Here is a 22,199-nt window from a genome sequence, read left to right as displayed (position 1 = left end):
CCATGTATCCCCGGTTTAAAAACCGGGGGATTATAGCTCCCCCACACCCCCTCTTTTCTCTAAGGAAGGAATCAGCCCAGGGCCACGTCCAGGGCCATCATCACGGCAAAGCCCATCATGACCCCAAAGGTGGACACATCCCCGTTCCCCTCCGCCTGGCTTTCCGGGATCACCTCCTCCACCACCACGAAGACCATGGCCCCGGCGGCCATGGCCATGAGGTAGGGAAGGAGGGCCATCATCTGGGCCACGAGGAGGGCTCCGAGCACCGCCCCCAGAGGCTCCACGATGGCGGAAAGCTGCCCGTAAAACCAGGCGAGGCCCGCCCCGATCCCCACCCGCCTTAAGGGCCAGGCGATGGCCAGGCCCTCGGGGAGGTTCTGGAGGCCGATGCCCAAGGCGAGGGCGATGGCCCCGCCTAAGGTGGCGGTTCCCGTAGGGTCCAGCCCCGCCGCCCCGAAGGCCACCCCCACGGCGAGCCCCTCGGGGAAGTTGTGGAGGGTGACGGCCAGGATGAGGAGGGTGGTGCGCCGCCAGAGGGTCTTGAGCCCCTCGGGGGCGTCCTTAGGGCCCAGGTGGACGTGGGGCAGGTAGCGGTCCAAAAGCCGGATAAGCCCCCCGCCCAGGAGGAACCCGACCACCGCGGGGAGAATGGGATTTTTCCCCTGGGCTTCTGCCATTTCCATGCCCGGAAGGAGGAGGGAGAAGACGCTCGCCGCCAGCATCACCCCGGCGGCGAAGCCCAACATGCCGTCTAGGAGCTTCCGGCTCGGCTCCCGGGCGAAGAAGACACTCGCCGCCCCTACCGCCGTGAGGCCCCAGGTGAAGAGGCCGCCCAAGAGGGCGTAAAGGAGAAAGGGCTCCATGCCCCCGAGTTTAGGCTAACCTAAAACCGGGGTCAAGGGCTGGGTGCGCTATCCTGGAAACAGGTATGCTGGACAAGCTTGACCGCCTAGAGGAAGAGTACCGGGAGCTGGAGGCGCTCCTTTCCGACCCTGAGGTGCTTAAGGACAAGGGGCGCTACCAAAGCCTCTCCCGGCGCTACGCCGAGATGGGGGAGGTGATCGCCCTCATCCGGGAATACCGGAAAGTGCTGGAAGACCTGGAGGGGGTGGAGAGCCTCCTCGAGGATCCCGAGCTCCGCGAGGTGGCCAAGGCGGAGAAGGAGGCCCTTCTTGCCCGTAAGGCGGAGCTGGAAAAGGAGCTGGAGCGCCACCTCTTGCCCAAAGACCCCCTGGACGAACGGGACGCCATCCTGGAGATCCGGGCCGGCACCGGGGGTGAGGAGGCCGCCCTTTTCGCCCGCGACCTTCTGGAGATGTACCTTCGCTTCGCCGAGGAGATGGGGTTTGAGACGGAGATCCTGGACTCCCATCCCACGGACCTGGGGGGCTTCTCCAAGGTGATCGTGGAGATCCGGGGCCCGGGGGCCTACGGCACCTTTAAGTATGAAAGCGGAGTCCACCGGGTGCAACGGGTTCCCGCCACGGAAACCCAAGGGCGGATCCACACCTCCACGGCCACGGTAGCGGTTTTGCCCAAGGCGGAGGAGTCCGACTTCCAGCTCAACATGGACGAGATCCGCATCGACGTGATGCGGGCCTCGGGGCCTGGAGGCCAGGGGGTAAACACCACCGATAGCGCCGTGCGGGTGGTGCACCTGCCCACGGGAATCATGGTCACCTGCCAGGACTCCCGTAGCCAGATCAAGAACCGGGAGAAGGCCCTGATGATCTTAAGGAGCCGCCTTTTGGAGATGAAGCGGGCGGAGGAAGAGGAGAAGCTCCGAAAGGCCCGCCTGGCCCAGATCGGCTCCGGGGAGCGCTCGGAGAAGATCCGCACCTACAACTTCCCCCAGTCCCGGGTCACGGACCACCGCATCGGCTTTACCACCCACGACCTCGAGGGCATCCTCTCAGGAAACCTCCAGCCCCTTTTGGAAGCCCTTAGACGGGCCGACCAGGAACGGCAGCTGGAGGCCATGACGGAAGCGTGATGCGCCGGGAGATCCTGGTGGTGGCGGCCATCCTCCTGGACCGCCAGGGCCGGGTCCTCCTGGTGGGCAACGACTGGGGCCGGAAGGGCTTGGTGCGCTATACCCTTCCCGGGGGCACGGTGGAGCCGGGAGAGACAGCCCTGGAAGCCCTGGTGCGGGAGGTGCGGGAGGAAACCGGCCTTAGGGTGAAGGCCATTGAGCACCTGGCCTACGCCATCCAGGTGGAGGACCGCCGCAAGAACGAGCGTACCCTGGCCATGGCCTTTCGGGCCAGCTACGAGGGGCTTTTGAACCCCAGGGATCCCGACGGCCACATTGTGGAAGCCCGGTTCTTCACCCCGGAAGAGGTGGCGGTAAAGCTTGCTGGCCATCGCCCCTTGCTGGAGCCGCTCTTGGACTATCTGGGAGGGGAACGGGGACGGTTCTACGCCTACACGGGCTGGGGCCAGCCGGGAACCCGGGTCTAGGGGCCCAGCTTCCGCTTGAGGTAAGCGGTAAGCTCCTCTATGGCCTTCCTCAGGGCCCGCTGTTCCTCCGCCAGGGCCTCGAGGGGGTCCTTGGCTCCCTCCGGTGCGGAAAGGGCCTTGAAGAGGAGGGTGGAGTTGCCGCACCGGGGGCAGACGAGGCCCGCGGGGCGGACCGAGGGAGCGTAGAAGATCCGGGTGTGGCACCGGGGGCACAGGAGGTACTTGACCCCCGAGGCCTCCCCCTTGCGCACCGCCTCCTCCAGCTCCAGGGCCTCCTCCCGGGGGAAGCCCAAGAAGAAATCCTCCCCCACTTGAACGGAGCCAGGCTCCTCCCGGGTGGGCTTCAGCTCCCCCTGCCCCCCCTCGGGGGTTTCCCAGGTAAAGCCGTTCCAGCGGAAGTGGCGAAGGTGCTTTCTCCCTTCCAGATCCTCAATCTCCACGATGAGCTGAAGGACGGGATCCTTGGGATAGTAGTACAGGCGCACCGCCTGCACCCTGGAAAGGCCCTTGCTGCGGGGCAGGGTGTAGGCCAAAGGACCCTCCCCCTTGGCGGGGTACCCCACCAAGCGCTGCAGGTCGTAAAGGGTGAGGCCAGGGCGCTCCATATCCCCGAAGAGGAGGCTTTCCACGTAGCGGAAGGCAGCCGCCAGATCGGAACCTTGCCCCTGACCGAAGCCGGGGTTCATAAGACCAGTCTATCCCCAAAAAGAGCGCGGGGAAACCCGGCCCCCACGGGACGGTTTCCTTACGATTTCCTTCAAGAGTCCTCCATAATGGAGGCATGGCCTTGCTCTTCACCCCCCTGGAACTCGGCGGCCTCCGGCTGAAAAACCGCCTGGCCATGTCCCCCATGTGCCAGTACTCCGCCACCTTGGAGGGAGAGGTAACCGACTGGCACCTCCTCCACTACCCCATGCGGGCCCTTGGGGGCGTGGGGCTCATTCTGGTGGAGGCCACCGCCGTGGAACCTTTGGGCCGTATCAGCCCCTATGACCTGGGCATCTGGTCGGAGGATCACCTTCCGGGCCTGAAGGAGCTTGCCCGGAGGATCCGGGAAGCTGGAGCGGTGCCGGGGATCCAGCTGGCCCACGCCGGGCGCAAGGCGGGGACCGCCAGGCCCTGGGAAGGGGGAAAGCCCCTGGGCTGGCGGGTGGTGGGGCCAAGCCCCATTCCCTTTGACGAGGGCTACCCGGTACCCGAACCCCTGGACGAAGCAGGGATGGAGCGCATCCTCCAGGCCTTCGTGGAAGGAGCCAGACGAGCCCTTAGGGCAGGCTTTCAGGTGATCGAGCTCCACATGGCCCATGGCTACCTCCTTTCCTCCTTCCTCTCCCCCCTTTCCAACCAGCGCACCGACGCCTACGGGGGAAGCCTGGAAAACCGCATGCGCTTTCCCCTCCAGGTGGCCCAGGCAGTGCGGGAGGTGGTGCCCAGGGAGCTTCCCCTTTTCGTGCGGGTCTCCGCCACGGACTGGGGGGAAGGAGGATGGGGCCTTAAGGACACCCTGGCCTTCGCCCGCCGGCTAAAGGAACTTGGGGTGGACCTTTTGGACTGCTCCTCCGGCGGGGTGATACCCAGGGTGCGGATTCCCCTGGCCCCCGGCTTCCAGGTGCCCTTCGCCGACGCCGTGCGCAAGGAGGTGGGCATGAGGACGGGGGCCGTGGGCCTCATCACCACCCCCGAGCAGGCGGAAACCCTCCTCCAGGCGGGAAGCGCCGATCTGGTGCTCCTGGGCCGGGTTCTCCTCCGGGACCCCTACTTTCCCCTAAAGGCGGCCAAGGCCCTAGGGGTAGCCCCAGAGGTCCCACCCCAGTACCAGAGGGGATTTTAAGGAGGATCCAGAGGGGAAAGGGCGGGATGGCGAAAGAGCCAGCGCACCTCCCGCCTCAGGGTTTCAGCAAAGCGGGGGCTTCTTTCGGGCAGGGCCTGCCACTCGGCCAGGGTATAGACCAAGGCCTCCGCGGGCACGGGAAGCTCCTCTAAGGGCAAGCTTAGGGCCCGTTGCCAAGGAGGAAAGGGAGAGGCATCCACAAGCACCAGGAGATCCAGGTCGCTTCCCACCCCGTGGTCCCCCCGGGCGTAGGAGCCGAAATACCCCAGGGCCAAGAGACCAGGGATGGGGTGGCGGGCAAGCCAGTCCCTAAGGGCCGCCTCCACCTCCTCCCGGCTAGGCCATCTGAGCACGGCAGAATTCAAGGATTTCACGGGCATAGCGGACCGCCTCCTGGCTTTGCAAAGGGCCGTAGTGCTCCGCGGAAGGCCCTTCGGGGAACGCATCGGGGTACCTGGTGGGTATATAGAGCCCATCCAAGTAGCGTGCCTTTTCCACCAGGTCTTGTGGAACCTCCAAGGGCAACTCCTTGAGAAGCCGGGCAATCACGTGCCCCCAAGCCTCCTGGCCTAAGTGGAGGTGAAGGGCTTTCACCGCCTTTTCTGCGGCCTGTTGTGCAGCAAAACAGGCCCACTCGTGCCGGCCTGCCTTCCGGGCGATCTCAGCCATCTCCAGGTCCCTTTCCGCCTGGAGAAGCCAGTCCTTAGCCCGATTCACCCCTCCAGTTTACCGTAGACTGTTCCCCATGAAGGCCGTACGGGTGCATCAGACAGGCGGGCCCGAGGTCCTGGCCCTCGAGGACCTCCCCACCCCCGAGCCAGGGCCAGGGGAGGTTTTGGTGAAGCTTTTGGCCATCGGGGTCAACTACATCGACACCTACAAGCGCCGGGGTCTCTACCCCATGCCTCTTCCCTTCACCCTGGGAGAGGAGGGGGCTGGGGTGGTGGAGAAGGTGGGGGAAGGCGTGGTGGGGGTACGCCCCGGGGACAAGGTGGCCTTCGCCAACGTTCAGGGTGCCTACGCCCAGTACCAGGTGGTGCCAGCGGAGAGGCTGGTACCCGTGCCCGCAGGGCTGGATCCCAAGCTGGCGGCAGCGAGCCTCCTGCAGGGCATGACCGTCCACTACCTTCTGAAGGGCACCTACCCCGTCCGCCCTGGGGATCAGGTCCTGGTCCATGCGGGGGCCGGGGGGGTGGGACTTCTCCTCATCCAGTGGGCCAAGCGGCTGGGGGCCACGGTCTACGCCACCGCCAGCACCGAGGAGAAGCGGGCCCTTTGCCTCGAGGCGGGGGCGGACTACGCCCTGCCCTACGAGGGCTTCGCCCAGGCGGTGAAGGCCCTCTCCGGAGGGGGGGTGGACGTGGTCTATGACGGGGTGGGGCAGAGCACCTTTGAGGGAAGCCTCGAGGCCTTAAGGCCCAGGGGCTATCTGGTCCTCTTCGGCCAGTCCTCGGGGCCCGTGCCCCCATTTGACCCCCAGGTCCTGAACCGGAAAGGAAGCCTCTTCCTAACCCGCCCCACCCTGCACCATTACACCGCCACCCGCAAAGAACTCCTCTTTCGGGCGGGGGAGGTCTTTGAGGCCATCCGGGCAGGGTGGCTACGGGTGCGCATCGGGGCGGAGTTCCCCCTGGAAAAGGCCAGGGAGGCCCACGAGGCCCTAGAGGGGCGGAAGACCACGGGCAAGGTCCTCCTCATCCCCTAGGTATCGAACCTGCCAGGACCTGAGCCCCTTTTCCGGAAGGTAGGCTCCCCGCACGGTACAGGCCAAGGCGGATAGGGCGATGGCGCCCTCCAGGATCTCCTTTAGGTCCGGCAAAGACGGGCGGGGAAGGTTCCCTTTGCCGTAGCCCTTTCGGAGAAGAAGGGCCAGGAGCCCGGCGGTGAAGGCATCTCCTGCCCCCACGGTATCCTTCACCCTCACCGCCTTGCCGGGGAGGCGCACCGCCTCTTTCCCCAAAAAGGCCACCGCCCCTTCCCGGCCCAGGGTGAGGACCTTTAGGGGTACATCCAAGGTCTTCACCGCCCTCACGGGGTCTTCGGGGAAAAGAAGTTTGGCGTCTTCCAGGGAAAGCTTCAACAGGTCTATCCGGTCCAGATAGGCTCTTATCCGCTTCTTTTCCTTGGGGGCGGGGGAACGCCGGAGGTTGGGGTCGTAGGATACAAAGGCTCCCTCCTCCTCCGCTTCCTGCAAAAGGAGGCCTAAGCCTTCCTCCACACGATCCTCGAGGGCCAGGAGAGAGCCGAAGTGGAACACCCTGGCTCCCCGGAGGCCTTCAGGCCCTGGGCGGTAAGGCAGATGAAAGGGACGGTGGAAGCTATACTCCCCATTTCCCTCCGCATCCAGGCGCACCAGGGCCAGGGGCATGGGGGCGGGATGGCGGAAAAGCCTGAGCTCGAGGCCTCGCTTTCTCATCTCCTCCTCGCTCCAGGCGGAAACCCAGTCCTCCCCCACCTCAGAAAGGAAGCGCACGGGAAACCCCAACCGGACCAGGGTGGTGGCGGTGTTCAGCACCGAGCCTCCAAGGACCCCCCTAAAGCGCAAGGGGTCCTGGTTTTCCTCAATGAGGTCCACCAGGACCTCCCCCAAAAGGGCCAGCATGGCTCCATTATGCCTGTCACCTCCTTTACATTATCCGGGGGTCTGGGTGGTATAATCCTCCAGAACCTGGGCAGCGGTGCGTGGCCTTCTTCGCAACAGGTGTCTTCCCTTTGGCCCAGAAGGAGGTAAAGGATGCTCGGTGGATATGCCCATAGGATTGCCCGTATCAACCTCTCTAGCGGCCAGGTGGAGTACTTCGCCCCCGACCCCAAGGACCTGGAGATGTATGTGGGCGGGAGGGGTCTAGGGGTCAAGTACGTGTTTGAAAACGGGCCCAAAGTGGACCCCTTTAGCCCCGACAACCTCCTTTGCATCATGAACGGCCCCCTTTCCGGCACCCGGGCTAAGATGTCGGGGCGCCTGGCGGTGGTCACCAAGAGCCCCCTCACGGGCACGGTAACGGATAGCCACATGGGGGGCTGGACCGCGGCCAAGCTGAAGTGGGCGGGGTTTGACGGGCTCCTCATCAAAGGGGCCTCGGAAAAGCCCGTTTACCTGCTGGTGCAGGATGGGGAGGTCACCCTCCACGATGCCTCCGACCTATGGGGCAAGACCACCCATGAGACCCACCGCATCCTTAGGGAGCGGCACGGGGAGGATGCCGACGTGATGGCCATCGGCCCCGCCGGGGAGAACCTGGTGCGGTTCGCCAACTGGATCAACAACGACGAGCGCGCTGCGGGCCGGGGGGGTACCGGGGCGGTGGCGGGGAGCAAGAAGCTCAAGGCCATCGTGGTGGTGGGCAAGCAGGAGAACATGCCCCAGCCCAAGGACCCCCAGCTCTGGCGGGAGGCCGACCGCCAGGCCTCGGCCACCATCAACGACCCCAAGAACGTCACCGCCCCCAAAAAGGGAGGGCTTTCCCTTTACGGCACCAACGTGCTCATGAACATCACCAACGTAATGGGGGCCCTGCCCACCTTCAACGCCCAGCACACCTGCATGGAAGGAGTAGAGACCATCTCCGGGGAGTACATCCGCGAACACCGCCTCATCAAGGACAACACCTGCCACGCCTGCCCCGTGGCCTGCAAGAAGATGGTGGAGGTCCACATCAACGGCAAGGCCATCCGCTTTGAGTCCTACGAGTACGAGTCCGCCTGGGCCCTAGGGGCCCACTCTGGCCACACCGACACCGATTGGACGGGCTACGCCATCTACCTCTGCAACGCCTACGGCATGGACACCATCGAGACGGGTAACGCCATCGCCGTCCTCATGGAGGCCACGGAGAAGGGCTACTACCAGGGCCCTGATGGGATCCGCTTTGGGGACAAGGAGGGCGAGGCCCGCATCATCGAGGCCATCGCCTACCGCCGGGGAGTGGGGGACAGCCTGGCGGAAGGCCCGGCCCGCTTTGCCAAGGCCATCGGCCACCCCGAGATTGCCCTCGAGGTCAAGGGGCAGTCCATCCCCGCCTACGACCCCCGGGGCCTCAAGGGCATGGGCATCGCCTACGCCACCTCCAACCGCGGGGCCTGCCACCTCCGGGCCTACACCCCCGCCTCGGAGATCCTTGGGGTGCCCTACAAGACCGACCCCCTGGCCTGGGAGGGGAAGGGCAAGCTCACCAAGCTCTTCCAGGACCTCTCCGCCTTCACCGACTCCTTGGACCTTTGCAAGTTCAGCCAGTTCGCCGAGGGTCCCGAGGAGTACGCCAAGCAGCTTGCCGCCTACTGGGGCCGGCCCGTGACCCCCGAGGAGATCCTCCTCATCGGGGAGCGCATCTACAACCTGGAGCGCTACTACAACAACCTGGCAGGCTGGGCGGAAGGCTCCGACTACCTGCCCGAGCGCTTCCTCAAGGAACCCTCCGACTGCGCAGGCTCCAAGGGCCAGCTCACGGAGCTGGACCTGATGTTGCAGGAATACTACCAGGAGCGGGGTTGGGAGAAGGGGGTGGTGCCCCCGGCCAAGCTCCAGGCCTTGGGCATTCTGTCCGCCGCCGCCGACTAGGCCCTTTAATGGCACCCATAACCCTGGCCTTTTAGGCCAGGGTTTCCTTTAGACTCAGGCTATGCCCAAGGTGAACCTGTACGCCACCTTCCGCGACCTCACGGGTCAAAGCCAGGTCCGGGTGGAAGGCAAGACGGTGGGGGAGGTTTTGGAGGCGCTGGTCCGGGCCTATCCCACCCTAAAGGAGGAGCTCTTTGAAGGCGAGGAGCTGGCTGAGCGGGTATCGGTTTTCCTGGAGGGGCGGGATGTGCGCTACCTGGAAGGGCTCGCCACCCCCTTGACGGAGGAGGCCACCTTGGACCTCTTCCCCCCGGTGGCGGGCGGAACCTTCGCCCAGCGCTTCGGGGCTTTGCCCGCCTGGCTCTTGGAAAGGTACCTCAGCGAATGGGGCGGGAGAAAGCTGGAGGAGGGAGTCTACGCCCTCCCCGGGGCCCGGGTGCGCTTTGCCGAGGCGGAACCCTTAAGGGTGGGAAGCCTTTCCCTCCCCCAGCTCCAGGTGGAGGTGGAGGGCGAGGAGGCCGAGGCCTGGTTCCAAAGGATCCAGCTGGCCGCAGCCCGGGGCGGAGGTTAAGGAAGCAACCGCCCCTCCAAAAAAGCCTGGCTCCTCGAGTCCCTTGGGCTTTGGAAAAACCGGTCCGCAGGGGCTTCCTCCACCACCTGGCCCTGGAAGAGGAAGACCACCCTATGGGCCAGCCTGCGCACCTGGAAGAGATCATGGGTGGCCAGGATAACTCCCCGGCCTCCCTCCGCCGCCTCCTTTAGCATGGCCTCCACCTTCAGGGTGTTGGCGGGGTCCAAGCTGGCGGTGGGCTCGTCCAATAGCAGGGCTGCAGGCTCCACCAGAAGCGTCCGGGCCAAAGCCAGGCGCACCACCTCCCCCCCGGAGAGGAGATGGGCGGGCTGACGAGCCTTGCCCTCCAAACCCACCTCTTCCAGAAGCCTAAAGGCCCGGGCCAGGGCCTGGTGCCGGGGGACACCCCTAAGCCAAAGGCCAAAGGCGGCGTTTTCCAGGACGCTTCGCTGGAGAAGGGGAGGGGTCTGGGGCAGATAGGCGCGGAATCCTCCTTCCACCTGGCCTTCTTCCGGGGAAAGGAGGCCCGCAAGAAGGCGCAAGAGGGTGGTCTTGCCGCTTCCCGAAGGCCCCAGCACCGCCAGGATCTCCCCGGCATAAACCTCGAGGTGGGGAACCTCGAGGCGAAAATCCCCGTAGCGGTGGACCAACCCCTGGGCCTGCAAAACCGGGCTCATTCCCGCTCCAGGATAACCAGCAGGGCGGTGACCAAGAGGGCCACCCCCAGGAGAATAAATCCTAAGGCCAAGGCGCTTTCCAGCTCCCCCTTTCGGGTTTCCACCACGATGGCCGTGGTGAGGACCCGGGTGTGGTGGCGGATATCCCCGCCCACCAAGGTGGCCGCCCCCACCTCGCTGATGGCCCCGCCGAAGCCGGCGGCCAAGGCAGCGGCCAGGGTGCGGCGGCTTTCCCAGAACAGGGTGGGAAGCACCTGGCCCTCCTTGCCCCCCAGGCTCCGCACCAAAAGCCGCACCTCCTCCACCCTACCCCTGGCCCCCGAAAGCACGAAGGCGGCGATGAGGGGAAAGGCCAAGACCGCCTCCGCCAGCACCATGGCGTAGGGTGTATAAAGGAGGCCCAAGGATCCCAAAGGCCCCGAGCGGGAAAGGAGGAGGTAGAAGAAAAGCCCCACCACCACGGAGGGGAGGGCGAGGCCGGCATAGAGGAGAATCCGCCCGAAAATCCCCCCACCCCCCTTAAGGGCCAGCCAAAGCCCCAAGGGCACGGCGGGAAAAGCCGCCAGCAAGGTAGCAAGCCCCGCCACCCAGAGGCTGCGCAAGGAGATTTCCAAAAGCTCAGCGGCCTCCACCCCTGGGGATGATACACCGCCCCCTCAAGGGCTTAAAGAGCGGGGTCCCCTCCACCCGCAAACCCTCCACCAACCGAGCCGCCTCCTCCGTGGCCAGGAAGCGGCGCAGGGCCTCCGCCTCCTCCGCCTTCGCCCCCTGAGGCACCAGGTAGTAGGTGTACTGGTTCAAGAGAAGGGGATCCTCCCGCCGATAAAGAGCCTCCAGCCCCCGTTTGCGGCCCACGGTGAGGTGGGTGGCCAGGTCGGAGAGGGTATAGGCTCCCTTCTCCGCCGCCAGAACCAGGGTCTGGCCCATGCCCGCCCCGGACTCCAGGTACCAGCCTCCTTCGGGGGTGAGGCCTGCCTTCCGCCAGAGCTCCAGCTCCTTCAGGTGGGTGCCCGAGCGGTCCCCCCGGGACACGAAGGGAGCCTGGGCCCGGGCGATCCGCCGCAAGGCCTCCAGGACATCCCCTGCCTCCCGGATCCGGGCGGGATCCCCTTTTGGCCCCACCAGGAGGAAGCTATTCTGGGCCAGGCAGAAGGGCTGGGCGATGATACCGCGCTCCAAGGCTTCCCCCTCGAGGTCCGGGGCATGGACCAGGACCGCATCCACATCCTTGCGCTCGGCCAGCCGCAAGGCCTGCCCCGTGCCCACGGCCAAAACCTCCACCCGAACCCCCGTGGCCCGCTCAAAGGCCGGCAAAAGCCGGTCCAAAAGCCCGGAGTCGTAGACGCTGGTGGTGGTGGCGAGCCTAAGCCCCAGGGCTGGAACCGAAGCCAGGGCAAGCAGCAGGGGCACCAGGACAAAGCGCATGGCCCCAGTTTAGCCTAAGGCGTGGAAGCCTTGGGTGAGGCCTGGCGTCTTTTTCAAGAGGGCCAATACTTTGAAGCCCACGAGGCCCTGGAGGAAGTCTGGCGGGAGGCGCAGGGAGAGAAACGGCGTTTTTTGCAGGGGCTCATCCTCCTGGCGGCGGCCCTGCACCAGGCCAAGAGCGGGCGGGGAGGCCTGAGGAACCTGAAAAAGGCGGAAGGGAAACTCCTGGGCTTCCCCTCCCCCTACCTTAGCCTGGACTGGCGGCCCCTTTTTGAGGAAGCCCGGCGTAGACTTGGAGCGTGAACGCTTGGGTCTACGCCTACCGCGGCCAAGAGGTGGAAAACCGGCACCGCATTTCCCTGGCCATCCACGGGCCGGAAGGCCTACTGGCCTATGCGGGAAACCCTGGGCTTTGGACCTACATGCGCTCCTCGGCCAAGCCTTTCCAGGCCCTGGCCCTCTTCCTCACGGGGGCGGTGGAGCGGTTTGGCATCACGGAGGAGGAAGTGGCCCTGGCCACCGCCAGCCACGACGGCACCCCCCGCCATGTGGCGGTGGCTTCCGGCTTCTTGGCCAAGCTGGGCCTCGGCCCCGAGGCCCTGGTCTGCGGGGTCCACCCTCCCTCCTCCAGGGAGGCCCGGAAGGCCCTGGAGGAAGCCGGGCAAAGCCCCACGCCCCTCCACCACAACTGCTCGGGGAAGCATGCGGGCATGCTGGCCGTAAGCCTGGCCCTGGGAGCCAGCCCTGAAGGCTACGAGACCCCCGACCACCCGGTCCAGGTCCTGAACCGGAAGACCCTGAGGGAGCTTTCCGGGGTGGAGCCCCTCCTGGCCATCGACGGGTGTAGCGTCCCCACTTTTTCCCTGCCCCTTTCCCGGGCCGCCCGGGCCTTTTACCTCCTGGCGGCGCCGGAAAGAGCCCTCGAGGCGTACCGGGAACCCCTCCGCAAGGTGCAGCAGATCATGCGCCGCCACCCCGAGCTGGTGGCAGGACCCGGGAGCATCGACACCCTCCTGATGGAGCGCCTGCCGGTGGTGGCCAAGCGGGGAGCCGACGGCTATTACGGCCTGGCCCTTCTGGAAAGCCCCCACGGGCCCCTGGGGATTGCCTTGAAGGTGGAGGACGGCTCGGCCCAGGCCCGGGAGGTGGCGGTGGTGGCCCTCCTCAGGCTCCTGGGCTTGGATCCCGGGCCCACCCCCTGGGACCAGCCCGAACGCAGGAACTACCGGGGGCTCCAGGTGGGCTATCTGAAGGCCCACCTGGAACTCACCTGGGTCTAGGCCGTCCCCTGCTCCTCAGCCAGCCCGCAGGCCCAGGATCAACCCACCCACGAAGCTAGCCCCGAAGGGCAGGTTGTAGGTGAGGGTGGTGAGGAGCCTCTCCCACAGGCTCTGCAAACCCGGTTGCTGGAGGAGGGGCTCCACATCCCTTTGGATGCGGGTCCAGTCCACCTGGATGTAGCCCGCCTGGGCCAAAAGCTGCACGACCACGAAGAGGAGGCCGAGGGCCACGGCCAGAAGGCGGCCCAGCTTTTTCAAGGCGTAGCCCACCGCATACCCCGCCAGGCCGCCAAAGGTCACCTGCCCCAGGTAAGGGCTTAGGTCGGGTAGCTCCACGCCCTCCACCCTAGCGGAACACAGGGGGCGAAGGCAACTACTTTAGGCCCAGTAGCTCCGCTTCCTTCCTCATGGCCTCGAGGACAAAGGCCATGTGCTCATCCAGGGAAAGGCCCAGGTCCTCGGCCCCCATCCGGATCTCCTCCCGGTTCACCCCCTTGGCGAAGGCCTTGTCCTTGAACTTCTTCTTCAAGCTGGAAAGCTCCAGGCCCAGGATGGAGCGATCCGGGCGCACATAGACCGCGGCGGTGATCAAGCCCGTAAGCTCGTCCACCGCGAAAAGGGCCTTGGCCATAAGGGTCCTGCGGGGTACCCCGGTGTAGGAGGCGTGGCCCAGGATGGCCTCCAAGACCTCCTCCGGGTAGCCCAGGCGCCTCAGCTCCTCCACTCCCCGGTAGGGATGCTCCTGGGGGTACTTCTCGTAGTCCATGTCGTGCAGGACCCCGGCCATGGCCCAAAGCTCCTCGTCCTCCCCATAGCGGCGGGCATAGGCCCGCATGGCCACCTCCACCGCCCGCATGTGCCGCCTTAGGGACTCGCTTTCCGTCCAGGCTTCCATGAGGGCTAGGGCTTCCGCAAAGCTCGGCATGCCCTAAAGTATAGCCATGCGCCTAGGTTACGGGGAGGATAGCCACCGCCTTATAGAGGGAAAACCCCTGTATCTCTGCGGCCTCCTGATTCCAAGCCCCCACGGGGCCCTGGCCCACTCGGATGGGGACGCTCCCCTGCACGCCCTCACCGACGCCTTGTTGGCCGCCTTTGGCCTTGGGGATATCGGCCTCCTCTTCCCCGACACCGACCCCAAGTGGCGAGGAGCCCGCAGCGAGGTCTTTCTAAGGGAGGCCCTCCGCCTCGTTGAGGAAAGGGGGGGAAGGTTGATCCAGGTAAGCCTGGCCATCATCCTGGACCAGCCCAAGCTCTCCCCCCACCGAAAGGCCCTCGAGGAGAACCTTTCCCGGCTTTTAGGCCTGCCCTTGGACCGCATCGGCCTGGCCTTCAAGACCTCCGAAGGACTCGCCCCCACCCACGTCCAGGCCCGGGCGGTGGTGCTTTTGCAGGACTAGGCTTATCTGAGCTTGGCCAGTTCCTGCCGGGCCCTCTCCTGGTCGTAGCGGTCGGCGGCAGTTTTGGCGGGAAGGGAGAGGGCTTTTTCCAGCTGTTTTCTGGCCTCCTCCTTTTTGCCCCAGGCGGCAAGGACCCTGGCGTACTCCACCCGGTGGATGATCCCATCCGGCTCTAGCTCTATGGCCTTTTTCATCAAGGGCTCCACCCGTGAGCCATCCGCCCCCTGGGTGGCCGCCACCAACCAGCCCTTCTGCACCAGCTCAAAGTGCCAGAGGGCCAGGGCCACCATGGCCCCGGCGTGGTCGGGCTTGAGCTTCAAGGTCTTCTCCAGGTCGCCTCGGATCCTGGAGGCCAAGCCCTCCGCCAGGGCCTCGAGGATCCCCTTGAACTGGGAAAGCCGCCCCAGGGCCCGGGCCCGCTCAAAGTAGCCCTCGGGGTAATCCGGGTCCTTGGCGATGGCCTGGGAGGCCGCCTTCTCCGCCTTTTCAAACCAGGTCCGCTTCTCCTCTGGCTTGGCCTGGTAAAGGGCGTAGAAGCTTGCCCCCTTGGCCGCCAGGGCCAGGGCCTCGGGGGTGCCCAGTTTCAAGCCCAGCTCGTAGGCTTCCTGAAACCGCCCAGCATCCACCAAGGCCCCCACCTGGGGTGCCTGGGCCTGGCCGACGACCCAAACCATCGCAACAACCAAGGTTATCCATCGCCTCATGGGTTTCACCCGCAGCGGATTATACCCGGTACAAGAGAAGAGCAGCGTAAACTGGAAGGCATGAGATTTATTGGAGGGTTACTGGTTCTGCTGGGCCTGCACCTCCTTCCTACCGCTTTAACCCAGGGAGCCGAGGACTATTTCGCCCGGTGCCAACGGCTATACCAACAAGGAGCCCTGGAAAGTGCCCAGGCCACCTGCGAGCTGGCCCTTAAGAGCGACCCCGGCCACCAGCCAAGCCTCCTCCTTCTGGCCCGTATCCACCTGGAAAGAGGGGATCTGGACCGGGCGGAAAGCTACCTGGGACAACTGGGCGACGAGCCCGAGGCAAAGCTTCTTCGGGCCCGGATTCTCCTGCAAAGAGGCCGGGCCGCGGAAGTCCTCAAGCTTTCCCTGCCCCCAGGACCCGAGGCCGACCTCCTGCGGGCCATGGCCCTCAAGGCCCTCCGTCGGTACGAGGAGGCCTTAAGGCTCGCCCAGAACCTGCCCCCCACCCCCGAGGCCCGGCTATTCCTGGCCCAGCTCCACCTGGCCTTGGGGCAGCCCCAGGAGGGCTTAAAGATCCTGGGTCCCACCCTGGCGGAGAGGCTGGAAAGGGGCCGCCTCCTCCTTTTCTCGGGGAAACCCCAGGAGGCCATTCCCCTTCTTGAGGGGCTTCTTCCCCAGCTTGCGGCAGAGCCCCGGATGCAAAGCGAGGTTCTCTCCCTGCTGGTCCTGGCCTACCTGGGGCAGGGTCAGCTTTCCCAGGGACAGGCCGCCCTAAGGCAGCTGGCTTCCTTGGAAAATCTCCCGGCCCGCTTCCTGGCCTGGGCCTGGCCTTGGCTTCTGGTCATCCTGCTCTATCTGCTCCTCGTCCTCCTCGGGGAAAGCCGCATTGAGCCCTTGCGCACCCTCGAGGTGGTGGAGGATCCCCTGCCGGGGCCGGGAAGCCTTTACCTGACCCTCCTGGGCTCCCTCCTCCTGGCCCTCCTCCTGGCCGCCTTCCTGGGCAAAACCCTTTTCGCCAACGCCCTGGCCCTCATCACCCCTTACCAGAAAGAGCTGATCCTTCCCAGCTTTTACCTCTTCTATGGCCTTCTCCTCTTCGCAAGCCTCCTTCTCCAAAGGCCCTTCCGCAAGCGCCTTTCTGCCCTTTTGGGACCCTGGTCCAGCTGGATCGAGGGGTTTTGGGTGGGGCCGGCCTTGGTCCTCCTCCTTTTCCTCTACGGCTGGATCAGGGACACCCTGGGGCTTGGCACCCTGCCCCTAAACCTCCTGGCCTTCTTGGGCCTGGCCCTCATGGAGCCCTTCTTCCGGGGCCTTGTTCCCCTGGTCCTCAAGGAGCGGTATAAGGACCTCCACCCCTATTTAGCCGTCCTCCTCTTCGCCCTGGCCGTGCCCGGGCCCACCTTCCTCCTCATCCTCTTGGGAACCGGGCTCCTTTGGGCCAAGGAACGGGTGGAAGGCACCCTTGGCCTGGCCTTGGGCTGGGTGGTGGCGGGGGTGATCCTGGCCCTCTTCCCCGCCCTCTGGCTTCGGGCCTTTTAACGAGAAAATGCACCCCGTCTTCTTCCTTTCCGATTTTGGCCTCGAGGACCCCTACGTGGGCGTGGTGAAGGCGGTGCTCTGGGAAAAAGCTCCCGGGGTACCCGTCCTGGACCTGGCCCACGCCCTACCCCCCCAGGACCTGCGCCGGGCTGCCTACGCCCTTTTTGAGGCCCTCCCCTACCTGCCGGAACAGGCGGTGGTCCTGGCGGTGGTGGACCCTGGGGTGGGCACGAGGAGGCGGGCCATCGCCGCCCTAGGAAGGCGGCTTTACGTGGGGCCTGACAACGGCCTCTTCACCCTGGCCTGGCTTCTGGACCCACCCATCCGAGCCCACGAGATCACCTGCATCTCCCCTCCAAGCCCCAAGGGCATCCTCCCCCTTCCGGGCTGGGCCCCGGGGGGCTACACCTTCCACGGCCGCGACCTCTTCGCCCCCGCCGCAGCCCACCTGGCCCTAGGGCTGGCTGCCGAGGAGCTTGGACCAGAGGTGCCCGCCCAGGACCTCATACGCCTTCCCCTCACCCTCACCCCAGGCCCAGAAGGGGAGATCCTCACCTTTGACCGCTTCGGCAACGCCATTACCACCCTCCTCGAGGCTCCCTTGGAGGGCGTGGTGGAGGTGGCGGGGAAACGCATCCCCATCCGCCAAACCTTCGGCCAGGTGGAAGCGGGAGAGGCCGTGGCCTACCTGGGAAGCGGAGGCCTCTTGGAGATCGCCCTCAACCGGGGAAACGCCAAGGAAGCCCTGGGGCTAAGGGAGGGGATGCCGGTGGTCATACTTCCTCCACCCAGCGGGCCACCTCCTCCAACAGATCTGCCGCCGTGAAATCCAGGCTCACGGGGGTGATGGAGATGTACCCGTGGCGCACCGCGTGAAGGTCGGTTCCCTCCTCCTCCTCCCCCACGGGGGTGCCGGCGATCCAGTAGTAGGGCCTCCCCTCGGGGTCCAGGCGCTCCACCACCGTGTCCTCCCAGTGGTGGGTGGAAAGCCGGGTAACCCTCACCCCTTTGGGCACCCCCGCCGGGAAGTTCACGTTGAGGAGAACCCCCTTGGGAAGCCCCCTTCGCATCACCAGCCGGGCGATCCTTACCGCCCACTCCGCCGCCAGGGTGAAGTTGAGCTCCTCCCCCGAGGTATCCAGGCTGAAGGCGATGGAGGGAATGCCCAAGGAAGTACCCTCCAAAGCCGCAGCCACCGTGCCCGAGTGGGTGAGGTCCAAGCCCAGGTTGACCCCGATGTTGATGCCCGAGACCACCAGGTCGGGCCGGCCCAGGAGGTGCACCCCCAGCACCACGCAGTCCGCAGGGGTGCCGTCCACCCGGTAGGCGGGGATCTCCCCGAAGCCCGCGCTGGCGGTGTGCTTGAACCGTAGGGGCCGCCTCACGGTGATCCCGTGGCCCACCGCGGACTGTTCCACATCCGGGGCCACCACACAAACCTCCCCCAAAGCCCGCATAGCCAGGCCCAGGGCCTTGATCCCGGGGGAGAAGATGCCGTCGTCGTTGGAAACCAGGATGCGCATAACCCAAGCCTAAAGGAAAGAGGCCCCCGATGGGGGGCCTTTCACTGCTAAAAACGGGGCTTTATCGGCACCCCAGCCTGACTTCGTCAGGCTGGGGTGGTCTTACCGGGGCCCCCACCCTGGCGCGAGCCAGGGTGGGGTGGTATTAGAGGCGGCGGACCTTCTTGGCCTGGGGGCCCTTGCCGCCCCGGCCGGCCTCCACCTCAAACTCCACCCGGTCACCCTCGTTCAGGGTGCGAAACCCCTCGGCCTCGATGGCCGTGAAGTGCACAAACACATCCGGACCCTCTTCCTGCTGGATGAACCCGTAGCCTTTTTCCGCGTTAAACCACTTGACGGTACCCTTCTTCATGCTTCTCCTTCATCCCGAAAACCCACCTGGCTTTCCAGGGACTCTTCACTATCCCACGGATTACCCAAAAAGTCAAGCCCCAAAACCGCAAGGGGCCTTGGGGCTTCTAAGGCAGCAGGTTTAGTGGTGATGCCCGCCCTCGTGCACGTGGCCGTGAAGGATCTCCTCGGGGGTGGCCTCCCGGACCCTTACCACCTCCACCTCGAAGTCCAGGTCCCTGCCCGCCAGGGGGTGGTTGAAGTCAATGGTCACCTCTTCCCCCTGGACCTCCACCACGGTGAGGGGCATGGGGTTCCCCTCCATGTCCTGGGCGTAGAACTGGGCCCCGGGCACCACCTCCGCGTCCTCGGGGAAAGCGGAGAGGGGCACCACCTGGACCCCCTCGGGGTCGCGGGGTCCATAGGCCTTGTCCGCAGGCACACGGGCCTGGAAGATCTCCCCCTCCTCGCGGCCTTCCAGCTCCTCCTCGAGGCCCCGGATCAGGTTGCCGTGCCCGTGCAAATAGGAAAGCTCCCCCTGGTCCAAGACCTCCCCCTCCACCTGGAGGGTGTAACGGATGGTTACGACCTTGTCTTGTTCAACCTTCATGGTCACCCTTTCGCAAGCCAGGCTTGCTCCCCTTAGCCTAGCAGACCTCCCCCCTCGAGGAAAGATGGCCGGCCCTTTTTCTGTACCCAATGGACCTTTCCCTTTTTGCCAGGCCCTATAGTAGGGGTATGCGGGTGGAAACGATCATCGGCAAAACCCCGGTGGTGCGCCTTTTCAGGGTGGTGGAGCCCGACATGGCCGAAGTCTGGGTGAAGCTGGAGGGCCTCAACCCCGGGGGGTCCATCAAGGACCGGCCCGCCTGGTACATGATCAAGGATGCCGAGGAAAGAGGCCTCCTCCGCCCCGGCTCCGGCCAGGTCATCGTGGAGCCCACCAGCGGCAACACCGGGATCGGCCTGGCCATGATCGCCGCAAGCCGAGGCTACCGCCTCATCCTCACTATGCCCGCCCAGATGTCCGAGGAGAGGAAGCGGGTGCTGGAGGCCTTCGGCGCCGAGCTGGTCCTCACTGACCCGGCGAGGCGGATGCTGGCCGCAAGGGAGGAAGCCTTGCGCCTTAAGGAGGAGCTTGGGGCCTTCATGCCCGACCAGTTCGCCAACCCCGCCAACGTGCGGGCCCACTACGAGACCACCGGGCCGGAGCTCTTTGAGGCCTTGGAGGGGCGGATCGACGCCTTCGTCTACGGCTCGGGCACCGGGGGGACCATCACCGGGGTGGGGCGGTACCTGAAGGAAAGGATCCCCGGGGTGAAGGTGATCGCCGTGGAGCCCGCCCGCTCCAACGTCCTCTCCGGGGGCAAGATGGGCCAGCACCAGTTCCAGGGCATGGGACCCGGCTTCATCCCCGAGAACCTGGACCTCTCCCTTCTGGATGGGGTCATCCAGGTGTGGGAGGAGGACGCCTTTCCCCTGGCCCGGCGGCTGGCCAAGGAGGAAGGACTTTTCCTGGGGATGAGCTCGGGAGGAATCCTGTGGGCAGCCCTGCAGGTGGCCAGGGAACTGGGCCCTGGCAAGAGGGTGGCCTGCATCAGCCCGGATGGCGGCTGGAAGTACCTCACCACCCCCCTCTACGCCGAACCCTAGCGCCGCACCACCTGGGCGTCCTTGGGGTAGCGCTTGAGATCCTGGGGGCGTAAGGAGGCTTTCTTGAACTCCACCACCCGCAGGTCGGCCATCACCTTCCCCGCCTCGTCCCGAAACACGAAGCGCACGGGCCTGGGATCGTTCTTCAGGATGTAAAGCTCCAGGGTGGCGAAGCCCTGGCCCTCCTGTGCCCGGCCCACCAGCTTCCAGGCCACCCCCTCCGGCAGGCGCTCCTCCCCCACAAGGCGAAGGCTCACCCGCTCGGAAAGCCCCTTCAGGTCCCCAAGGCCCTGGGGGCTAAACCCCAGGCCCTGCACCTGGGCCTTTTCCTTGGGGCTCACGATGAGCTGGTTGGTGAGGTAAAGGTAGTTCCAGACCTCCTTTTCCGTGATCACCGTGAAGTTGCCCTCCAGAGAGCCCGGTTTCTGAAACTCTATGCGGAAGAGGTTTTCCTTGGGAATGGCCAGCACCCGGGCTTTAAGCTCCTCCTGCCCTCCGGGTCCCTGGATCTGGCCCTGCACCACCGCCTGCCAGGGGTCCTGCAGGTTCCTTTCCACCCGGTCCAGGATCTCGGAGACGCTTTGCGCCAGAGCCAGGCCCAGGGCCAGGAGCAAAATACCCCAGGGTTTTTCCATAAATCTCCTCCTCATGGCCACCTCCAGGCGTACCGGACCCAGGCGTAGGGAGCCTCCCTATATCCTCCCTCGAGCCCCAAGTCCCCAAGCCACACCCCGAGGCTACCCGCAAAGGGATAGGAAAGGGTGAGGAAAAGGCTAGCCTCCCCTAAGTAAAGCCCCGCCTCGAGGCGATTTAACCCCCCTAAGCGCAGGGCGAGGTCCAGAACCTCCATCCCCTCCCCCACCTCGCCCTTCCAGCCCAAAACCAGATAGGGCAGGCCGGAAAAACCCGCCCCCAGGGTATAGGTGGCCTCCTCCCTCAGGGCGTAGCTCACCTCGGCCCGCAAGACCTCTCCCCTTTCCAATAAGAGGCCCACCACCTCCTTGGGCACCAGGCGGTAACGCAGGGAAAGCCGGCCGAACACCCCCTCCTCGGGGAACAGGGGGAAAACCCTCTTGGAGCGGTAGCCGAGCCGCGCCGCCAGGGCCAGGGGGCCGGCACCCCCTTCGGCAAAGGCCATCCCCCCAAGCCCCCCCACCCCCACCTCGGCTTGCAGGCCATAGGCCAGGTACCCCAGGGGCCCTAGGGCGAGGCTCGAGGAAAGCCCCAAGGCCCCCCGGCTTTCCTGCCCCACCTGGAGCTTCCCGTAGACCTCCCCCGGCTCCAGGGTGAAGCCTCCCTCGAGGGTGGAGGCTAAGCTTCCCGAAACTCCATAAACACCGGCCTCGAGGCGCCCTTGGGCCAGGGCCAAGCCCAAAACCACCCACCCCGCCCACCAGATCCTTTTCATGCCACCACCTGCCTTTGGAAGCGCACGGAGGCCAGGAAGAGGACCAGGGCGGAAAAGAGGAGAACCCCGGTGAGGATCCGCACCAAGGTGGTCTTCCCCGCCCCGTTGGGCCCCAGGAGGTCGAAGACCTCCCCGGGGCGCACCTCGAGGCTCACCCGGTCCAAGGCCTTGAGGCTACCGAAGCTCCGACTGACCTCCTCTGCCTGCACCATATCTGCCCTCCAGATACCCCCGCAGATAGGCCTCCGGGTCCAGGGGCAGGGGCACCCCCAAGGCCTCCCCCAGAAGGAAGCGGGCCATCAAGGGTCCCACAAAGGCCAAGGCCATCTCCTCGGGAGGCTCATCGGACCGGAGAAGACCCTTGCGCTGCTGGGCCCGGAAGAAGCCCACCACCCTTTCCAAGACACCCAGGATGCCTTTCGGAGGTCCTGCGCCCCTTAGCCCCGGGTGGCGGAGAAGCTCGGCCAGCAGCTTGGGCAAAAGGGCCTGGTGGGCCTTTAGAGAAAAGAGGGGGTGTGGGGGAGCTATAATCCCCCGGTTTCCAAGATAGCCCTCAAGATACGCTAACGCGTGACACAGGCTGACCAAACCGGGGATACATGGGTCAGCGGTCACGCGGTCACGCGCAGCGTACCTTGCAGCGTACCTTGCAGCTACATGCGACCGAAGGGAGCTTAGCTCCCCCACGTCCACCACAGGTGGACACGGATTTGGTACAATGTTCTTGGGGACAAAGTTCCCCGTGGACCTTGAAACTTGGAGTAGGGGGTTCCATCGGGTAGTCCGATGGGTAAAACTCCAAACGAACACCCGTGGCAGAGCCAGAAGCATTGCGCTCGCCTGCCGAGG

The 22,199-nt window shown here is 65.5% G+C and carries 29 protein-coding genes and 1 pseudogene; 12 read left to right on the top strand and 18 right to left on the bottom strand.

Annotated elements, in window-relative coordinates:
• Nucleotides 1-71: 71 nt before the first annotated feature.
• Nucleotides 72-866, bottom strand: a complete 795-nt coding sequence (locus F604_RS0109210) for a ZIP family metal transporter (protein ID WP_019551409.1) — start codon at nt 864-866, stop codon at nt 72-74.
• Nucleotides 867-931: 65 nt separating this feature from the next.
• On the opposite strand from F604_RS0109210, the gene prfA reads away from it, so the two are divergent.
• A complete protein-coding gene (gene prfA / locus F604_RS0109205; RefSeq protein ID WP_019551408.1) occupies nt 932-1,996 on the top strand; it encodes a peptide chain release factor 1 in 1,065 nt (354 codons plus the stop codon).
• A complete protein-coding gene (locus tag F604_RS0109200) occupies nt 1,996-2,463 on the top strand; it encodes an NUDIX hydrolase (protein ID WP_019551407.1) in 468 nt (155 codons plus the stop codon). The genes prfA and F604_RS0109200 overlap by 1 nt, the downstream gene beginning before the upstream one ends.
• Here F604_RS0109200 and F604_RS0109195 read toward each other — a convergent pair.
• Nucleotides 2,460-3,149: a hypothetical protein gene (locus F604_RS0109195; protein ID WP_019551406.1), complete on the bottom strand. Its 690-nt coding sequence runs from the start codon at nt 3,147-3,149 to the stop codon at nt 2,460-2,462. The genes F604_RS0109200 and F604_RS0109195 overlap by 4 nt on opposite strands.
• A gap of 95 nt (nt 3,150-3,244) precedes the next feature.
• On the opposite strand from F604_RS0109195, the gene F604_RS0109190 reads away from it, so the two are divergent.
• Entirely contained in the window at nt 3,245-4,294 is a 1,050-nt protein-coding gene (locus tag F604_RS0109190; protein WP_019551405.1) for an NADH:flavin oxidoreductase/NADH oxidase, read from the top strand.
• On the opposite strand, the gene F604_RS12095 is transcribed toward F604_RS0109190, so the two are convergent.
• Nucleotides 4,291-4,674: a nucleotidyltransferase domain-containing protein gene (locus tag F604_RS12095; protein ID WP_051080493.1), complete on the bottom strand. Its 384-nt coding sequence runs from the start codon at nt 4,672-4,674 to the stop codon at nt 4,291-4,293. The genes F604_RS0109190 and F604_RS12095 overlap by 4 nt on opposite strands.
• Nucleotides 4,631-5,011: a HEPN domain-containing protein gene (locus F604_RS0109180; RefSeq protein ID WP_019551403.1), complete on the bottom strand. Its 381-nt coding sequence runs from the start codon at nt 5,009-5,011 to the stop codon at nt 4,631-4,633. Before F604_RS0109180 ends, F604_RS12095 begins: the two co-directional genes overlap by 44 nt.
• Before the next feature lie 28 nt (nt 5,012-5,039).
• Between F604_RS0109180 and F604_RS0109175 the strand changes: the two genes are divergently transcribed.
• Nucleotides 5,040-5,999 (top strand): quinone oxidoreductase family protein, encoded by a 960-nt coding sequence (locus tag F604_RS0109175; protein ID WP_019551402.1) that lies wholly within the window; start codon nt 5,040-5,042, stop codon nt 5,997-5,999.
• On the opposite strand, the gene F604_RS0109170 is transcribed toward F604_RS0109175, so the two are convergent.
• A complete protein-coding gene (locus tag F604_RS0109170; RefSeq protein WP_019551401.1) occupies nt 5,955-6,896 on the bottom strand; it encodes a carbohydrate kinase family protein in 942 nt (313 codons plus the stop codon). The two genes, F604_RS0109175 and F604_RS0109170, sit on opposite strands and share 45 nt — an antisense overlap.
• Nucleotides 6,897-7,028: 132 nt before the next feature.
• Here F604_RS0109170 and F604_RS0109165 point away from each other — a divergent pair, with 132 nt between their 5' ends.
• Together F604_RS0109165 and F604_RS0109160 are read left to right on the top strand one after the other, a co-directional pair.
• Nucleotides 7,029-8,852 (top strand): aldehyde ferredoxin oxidoreductase family protein, encoded by a 1,824-nt coding sequence (locus tag F604_RS0109165; protein ID WP_019551400.1) that lies wholly within the window; start codon nt 7,029-7,031, stop codon nt 8,850-8,852.
• Nucleotides 8,853-8,913: 61 nt separating this feature from the next.
• Entirely contained in the window at nt 8,914-9,423 is a 510-nt protein-coding gene (locus F604_RS0109160) for a ubiquitin-like small modifier protein 1 (protein WP_019551399.1), read from the top strand.
• Here F604_RS0109160 and F604_RS0109155 read toward each other — a convergent pair.
• The 3 genes from F604_RS0109155 to F604_RS0109145 are packed head-to-tail and all read right to left on the bottom strand — an operon-like array spanning nt 9,420 to nt 11,525.
• On the bottom strand, nt 9,420-10,100 hold the full coding sequence (locus tag F604_RS0109155; protein WP_019551398.1) for an ATP-binding cassette domain-containing protein: 681 nt from the start codon (nt 10,098-10,100) through the stop codon (nt 9,420-9,422). The two genes, F604_RS0109160 and F604_RS0109155, sit on opposite strands and share 4 nt — an antisense overlap.
• On the bottom strand, nt 10,097-10,732 hold the full coding sequence (locus F604_RS0109150; protein WP_019551397.1) for an ABC transporter permease: 636 nt from the start codon (nt 10,730-10,732) through the stop codon (nt 10,097-10,099). Before F604_RS0109150 ends, F604_RS0109155 begins: the two co-directional genes overlap by 4 nt.
• Nucleotides 10,719-11,525, bottom strand: coding sequence for an ABC transporter substrate-binding protein (locus F604_RS0109145; protein ID WP_019551396.1), 807 nt, complete (start codon nt 11,523-11,525; stop codon nt 10,719-10,721). Before F604_RS0109145 ends, F604_RS0109150 begins: the two co-directional genes overlap by 14 nt.
• Before the next feature lie 21 nt (nt 11,526-11,546).
• On the opposite strand from F604_RS0109145, the gene F604_RS0109140 reads away from it, so the two are divergent.
• Nucleotides 11,547-11,828, top strand: a complete 282-nt coding sequence (locus F604_RS0109140; RefSeq protein WP_019551395.1) for a DUF309 domain-containing protein — start codon at nt 11,547-11,549, stop codon at nt 11,826-11,828.
• Nucleotides 11,825-12,805: an asparaginase gene (locus F604_RS0109135; RefSeq protein WP_019551394.1), complete on the top strand. Its 981-nt coding sequence runs from the start codon at nt 11,825-11,827 to the stop codon at nt 12,803-12,805. The genes F604_RS0109140 and F604_RS0109135 overlap by 4 nt, the downstream gene beginning before the upstream one ends.
• 15 nt (nt 12,806-12,820) lie before the next feature.
• On the opposite strand, the gene F604_RS0109130 is transcribed toward F604_RS0109135, so the two are convergent.
• Nucleotides 12,821-13,141 carry an FUN14 domain-containing protein gene (locus tag F604_RS0109130; RefSeq protein ID WP_019551393.1) on the bottom strand — a complete coding sequence of 107 codons (321 nt, stop codon included), beginning with the start codon at nt 13,139-13,141 and terminating at the stop codon, nt 12,821-12,823.
• A gap of 37 nt (nt 13,142-13,178) precedes the next feature.
• Nucleotides 13,179-13,730: an HD domain-containing protein gene (locus F604_RS0109125; RefSeq protein ID WP_019551392.1), complete on the bottom strand. Its 552-nt coding sequence runs from the start codon at nt 13,728-13,730 to the stop codon at nt 13,179-13,181.
• 16 nt (nt 13,731-13,746) lie between these two features.
• On the opposite strand from F604_RS0109125, the gene ispF reads away from it, so the two are divergent.
• A complete protein-coding gene (ispF, locus tag F604_RS0109120; protein WP_019551391.1) occupies nt 13,747-14,205 on the top strand; it encodes a 2-C-methyl-D-erythritol 2,4-cyclodiphosphate synthase in 459 nt (152 codons plus the stop codon).
• 2 nt (nt 14,206-14,207) lie between these two features.
• On the opposite strand, the gene F604_RS0109115 is transcribed toward ispF, so the two are convergent.
• The gene (locus F604_RS0109115) at nt 14,208-14,909 is read right to left on the bottom strand and encodes a tetratricopeptide repeat protein (protein WP_026329100.1); all 702 of its coding nucleotides are present in this window, start codon (nt 14,907-14,909) and stop codon (nt 14,208-14,210) included.
• Between the two features lie 60 nt (nt 14,910-14,969).
• Here F604_RS0109115 and F604_RS0109110 point away from each other — a divergent pair, with 60 nt between their 5' ends.
• Nucleotides 14,970-16,436, top strand: a complete 1,467-nt coding sequence (locus tag F604_RS0109110) for a tetratricopeptide repeat protein (protein ID WP_019551389.1) — start codon at nt 14,970-14,972, stop codon at nt 16,434-16,436.
• A gap of 7 nt (nt 16,437-16,443) precedes the next feature.
• Nucleotides 16,444-17,262 (top strand): SAM hydrolase/SAM-dependent halogenase family protein, encoded by an 819-nt coding sequence (locus F604_RS0109105; RefSeq protein ID WP_019551388.1) that lies wholly within the window; start codon nt 16,444-16,446, stop codon nt 17,260-17,262.
• On the opposite strand, the gene surE is transcribed toward F604_RS0109105, so the two are convergent.
• The 3 genes from surE to F604_RS0109090 form a co-directional block, all read right to left on the bottom strand.
• Nucleotides 17,210-17,959, bottom strand: a complete 750-nt coding sequence (surE, locus tag F604_RS0109100; protein WP_019551387.1) for a 5'/3'-nucleotidase SurE — start codon at nt 17,957-17,959, stop codon at nt 17,210-17,212. The two genes, F604_RS0109105 and surE, sit on opposite strands and share 53 nt — an antisense overlap.
• A 145-nt stretch (nt 17,960-18,104) precedes the next feature.
• The gene (locus F604_RS0109095) at nt 18,105-18,311 is read right to left on the bottom strand and encodes a cold-shock protein (RefSeq protein ID WP_015715977.1); all 207 of its coding nucleotides are present in this window, start codon (nt 18,309-18,311) and stop codon (nt 18,105-18,107) included.
• Between the two features lie 120 nt (nt 18,312-18,431).
• Nucleotides 18,432-18,899, bottom strand: a complete 468-nt coding sequence (locus F604_RS0109090; RefSeq protein WP_019551386.1) for an FKBP-type peptidyl-prolyl cis-trans isomerase — start codon at nt 18,897-18,899, stop codon at nt 18,432-18,434.
• Nucleotides 18,900-19,027: 128 nt separating this feature from the next.
• On the opposite strand from F604_RS0109090, the gene cysK reads away from it, so the two are divergent.
• Nucleotides 19,028-19,942, top strand: coding sequence for a cysteine synthase A (cysK, locus tag F604_RS0109085; protein WP_026329099.1), 915 nt, complete (start codon nt 19,028-19,030; stop codon nt 19,940-19,942).
• Here cysK and F604_RS0109080 read toward each other — a convergent pair.
• The 4 genes and pseudogenes from F604_RS0109080 to F604_RS12090 form a co-directional block, all read right to left on the bottom strand.
• Complete coding sequence (locus F604_RS0109080; protein ID WP_019551384.1) at nt 19,939-20,577, bottom strand: outer membrane lipoprotein carrier protein LolA; 639 nt, start codon at nt 20,575-20,577, stop codon at nt 19,939-19,941. The genes cysK and F604_RS0109080 overlap by 4 nt on opposite strands.
• 11 nt (nt 20,578-20,588) lie before the next feature.
• The gene (locus tag F604_RS0109075; RefSeq protein WP_019551383.1) at nt 20,589-21,350 is read right to left on the bottom strand and encodes a hypothetical protein; all 762 of its coding nucleotides are present in this window, start codon (nt 21,348-21,350) and stop codon (nt 20,589-20,591) included.
• 59 nt (nt 21,351-21,409) lie between these two features.
• Nucleotides 21,410-21,562: pseudogene (locus tag F604_RS0109070) on the bottom strand (ATP-binding cassette domain-containing protein); the annotation flags it as partial.
• The gene (locus tag F604_RS12090; protein ID WP_248644163.1) at nt 21,525-21,830 is read right to left on the bottom strand and encodes a hypothetical protein; all 306 of its coding nucleotides are present in this window, start codon (nt 21,828-21,830) and stop codon (nt 21,525-21,527) included. The pseudogene F604_RS0109070 and the gene F604_RS12090, both read right to left, overlap by 38 nt.
• Nucleotides 21,831-22,199: the final 369 nt, after the last annotated feature.

The sequence above is a fragment of the Thermus scotoductus DSM 8553 genome (assembly GCF_000381045.1).
Lineage (GTDB): Bacteria > Deinococcota > Deinococci > Deinococcales > Thermaceae > Thermus > Thermus scotoductus.
This window is presented reverse-complemented; position numbering and strand designations above follow the sequence as displayed.

Bases quoted from the DNA above. Each gene is read 5' to 3' on its own strand.
- cysK (WP_026329099.1), top strand. From the start codon at position 19,028: ATGCGGGTGGAAACGATCATCGGCAAAACCCCGGTGGTGCGCCTTTTC.
- F604_RS0109155 (WP_019551398.1), bottom strand. From the start codon at position 10,100: ATGAGCCCGGTTTTGCAGGCCCAGGGGTTGGTCCACCGCTACGGGGAT.
- F604_RS0109175 (WP_019551402.1), top strand. From the start codon at position 5,040: ATGAAGGCCGTACGGGTGCATCAGACAGGCGGGCCCGAGGTCCTGGCC.
- F604_RS0109200 (WP_019551407.1), top strand. From the start codon at position 1,996: ATGCGCCGGGAGATCCTGGTGGTGGCGGCCATCCTCCTGGACCGCCAG.
- F604_RS0109170 (WP_019551401.1), bottom strand. From the start codon at position 6,896: ATGCTGGCCCTTTTGGGGGAGGTCCTGGTGGACCTCATTGAGGAAAAC.
- F604_RS0109095 (WP_015715977.1), bottom strand. From the start codon at position 18,311: ATGAAGAAGGGTACCGTCAAGTGGTTTAACGCGGAAAAAGGCTACGGG.
- prfA (WP_019551408.1), top strand. From the start codon at position 932: ATGCTGGACAAGCTTGACCGCCTAGAGGAAGAGTACCGGGAGCTGGAG.
- ispF (WP_019551391.1), top strand. From the start codon at position 13,747: ATGCGCCTAGGTTACGGGGAGGATAGCCACCGCCTTATAGAGGGAAAA.
- F604_RS0109190 (WP_019551405.1), top strand. From the start codon at position 3,245: ATGGCCTTGCTCTTCACCCCCCTGGAACTCGGCGGCCTCCGGCTGAAA.
- F604_RS0109165 (WP_019551400.1), top strand. From the start codon at position 7,029: ATGCTCGGTGGATATGCCCATAGGATTGCCCGTATCAACCTCTCTAGC.
- F604_RS0109210 (WP_019551409.1), bottom strand. From the start codon at position 866: ATGGAGCCCTTTCTCCTTTACGCCCTCTTGGGCGGCCTCTTCACCTGG.
- F604_RS0109115 (WP_026329100.1), bottom strand. From the start codon at position 14,909: ATGAGGCGATGGATAACCTTGGTTGTTGCGATGGTTTGGGTCGTCGGC.
- F604_RS0109110 (WP_019551389.1), top strand. From the start codon at position 14,970: ATGAGATTTATTGGAGGGTTACTGGTTCTGCTGGGCCTGCACCTCCTT.
- F604_RS0109145 (WP_019551396.1), bottom strand. From the start codon at position 11,525: ATGCGCTTTGTCCTGGTGCCCCTGCTGCTTGCCCTGGCTTCGGTTCCA.
- F604_RS0109125 (WP_019551392.1), bottom strand. From the start codon at position 13,730: ATGCCGAGCTTTGCGGAAGCCCTAGCCCTCATGGAAGCCTGGACGGAA.
- F604_RS0109160 (WP_019551399.1), top strand. From the start codon at position 8,914: ATGCCCAAGGTGAACCTGTACGCCACCTTCCGCGACCTCACGGGTCAA.
- surE (WP_019551387.1), bottom strand. From the start codon at position 17,959: ATGCGCATCCTGGTTTCCAACGACGACGGCATCTTCTCCCCCGGGATC.
- F604_RS12095 (WP_051080493.1), bottom strand. From the start codon at position 4,674: ATGCCCGTGAAATCCTTGAATTCTGCCGTGCTCAGATGGCCTAGCCGG.
- F604_RS0109080 (WP_019551384.1), bottom strand. From the start codon at position 20,577: ATGGAAAAACCCTGGGGTATTTTGCTCCTGGCCCTGGGCCTGGCTCTG.
- F604_RS0109195 (WP_019551406.1), bottom strand. From the start codon at position 3,149: ATGAACCCCGGCTTCGGTCAGGGGCAAGGTTCCGATCTGGCGGCTGCC.
- F604_RS0109090 (WP_019551386.1), bottom strand. From the start codon at position 18,899: ATGAAGGTTGAACAAGACAAGGTCGTAACCATCCGTTACACCCTCCAG.
- F604_RS0109105 (WP_019551388.1), top strand. From the start codon at position 16,444: ATGCACCCCGTCTTCTTCCTTTCCGATTTTGGCCTCGAGGACCCCTAC.
- F604_RS0109075 (WP_019551383.1), bottom strand. From the start codon at position 21,350: ATGAAAAGGATCTGGTGGGCGGGGTGGGTGGTTTTGGGCTTGGCCCTG.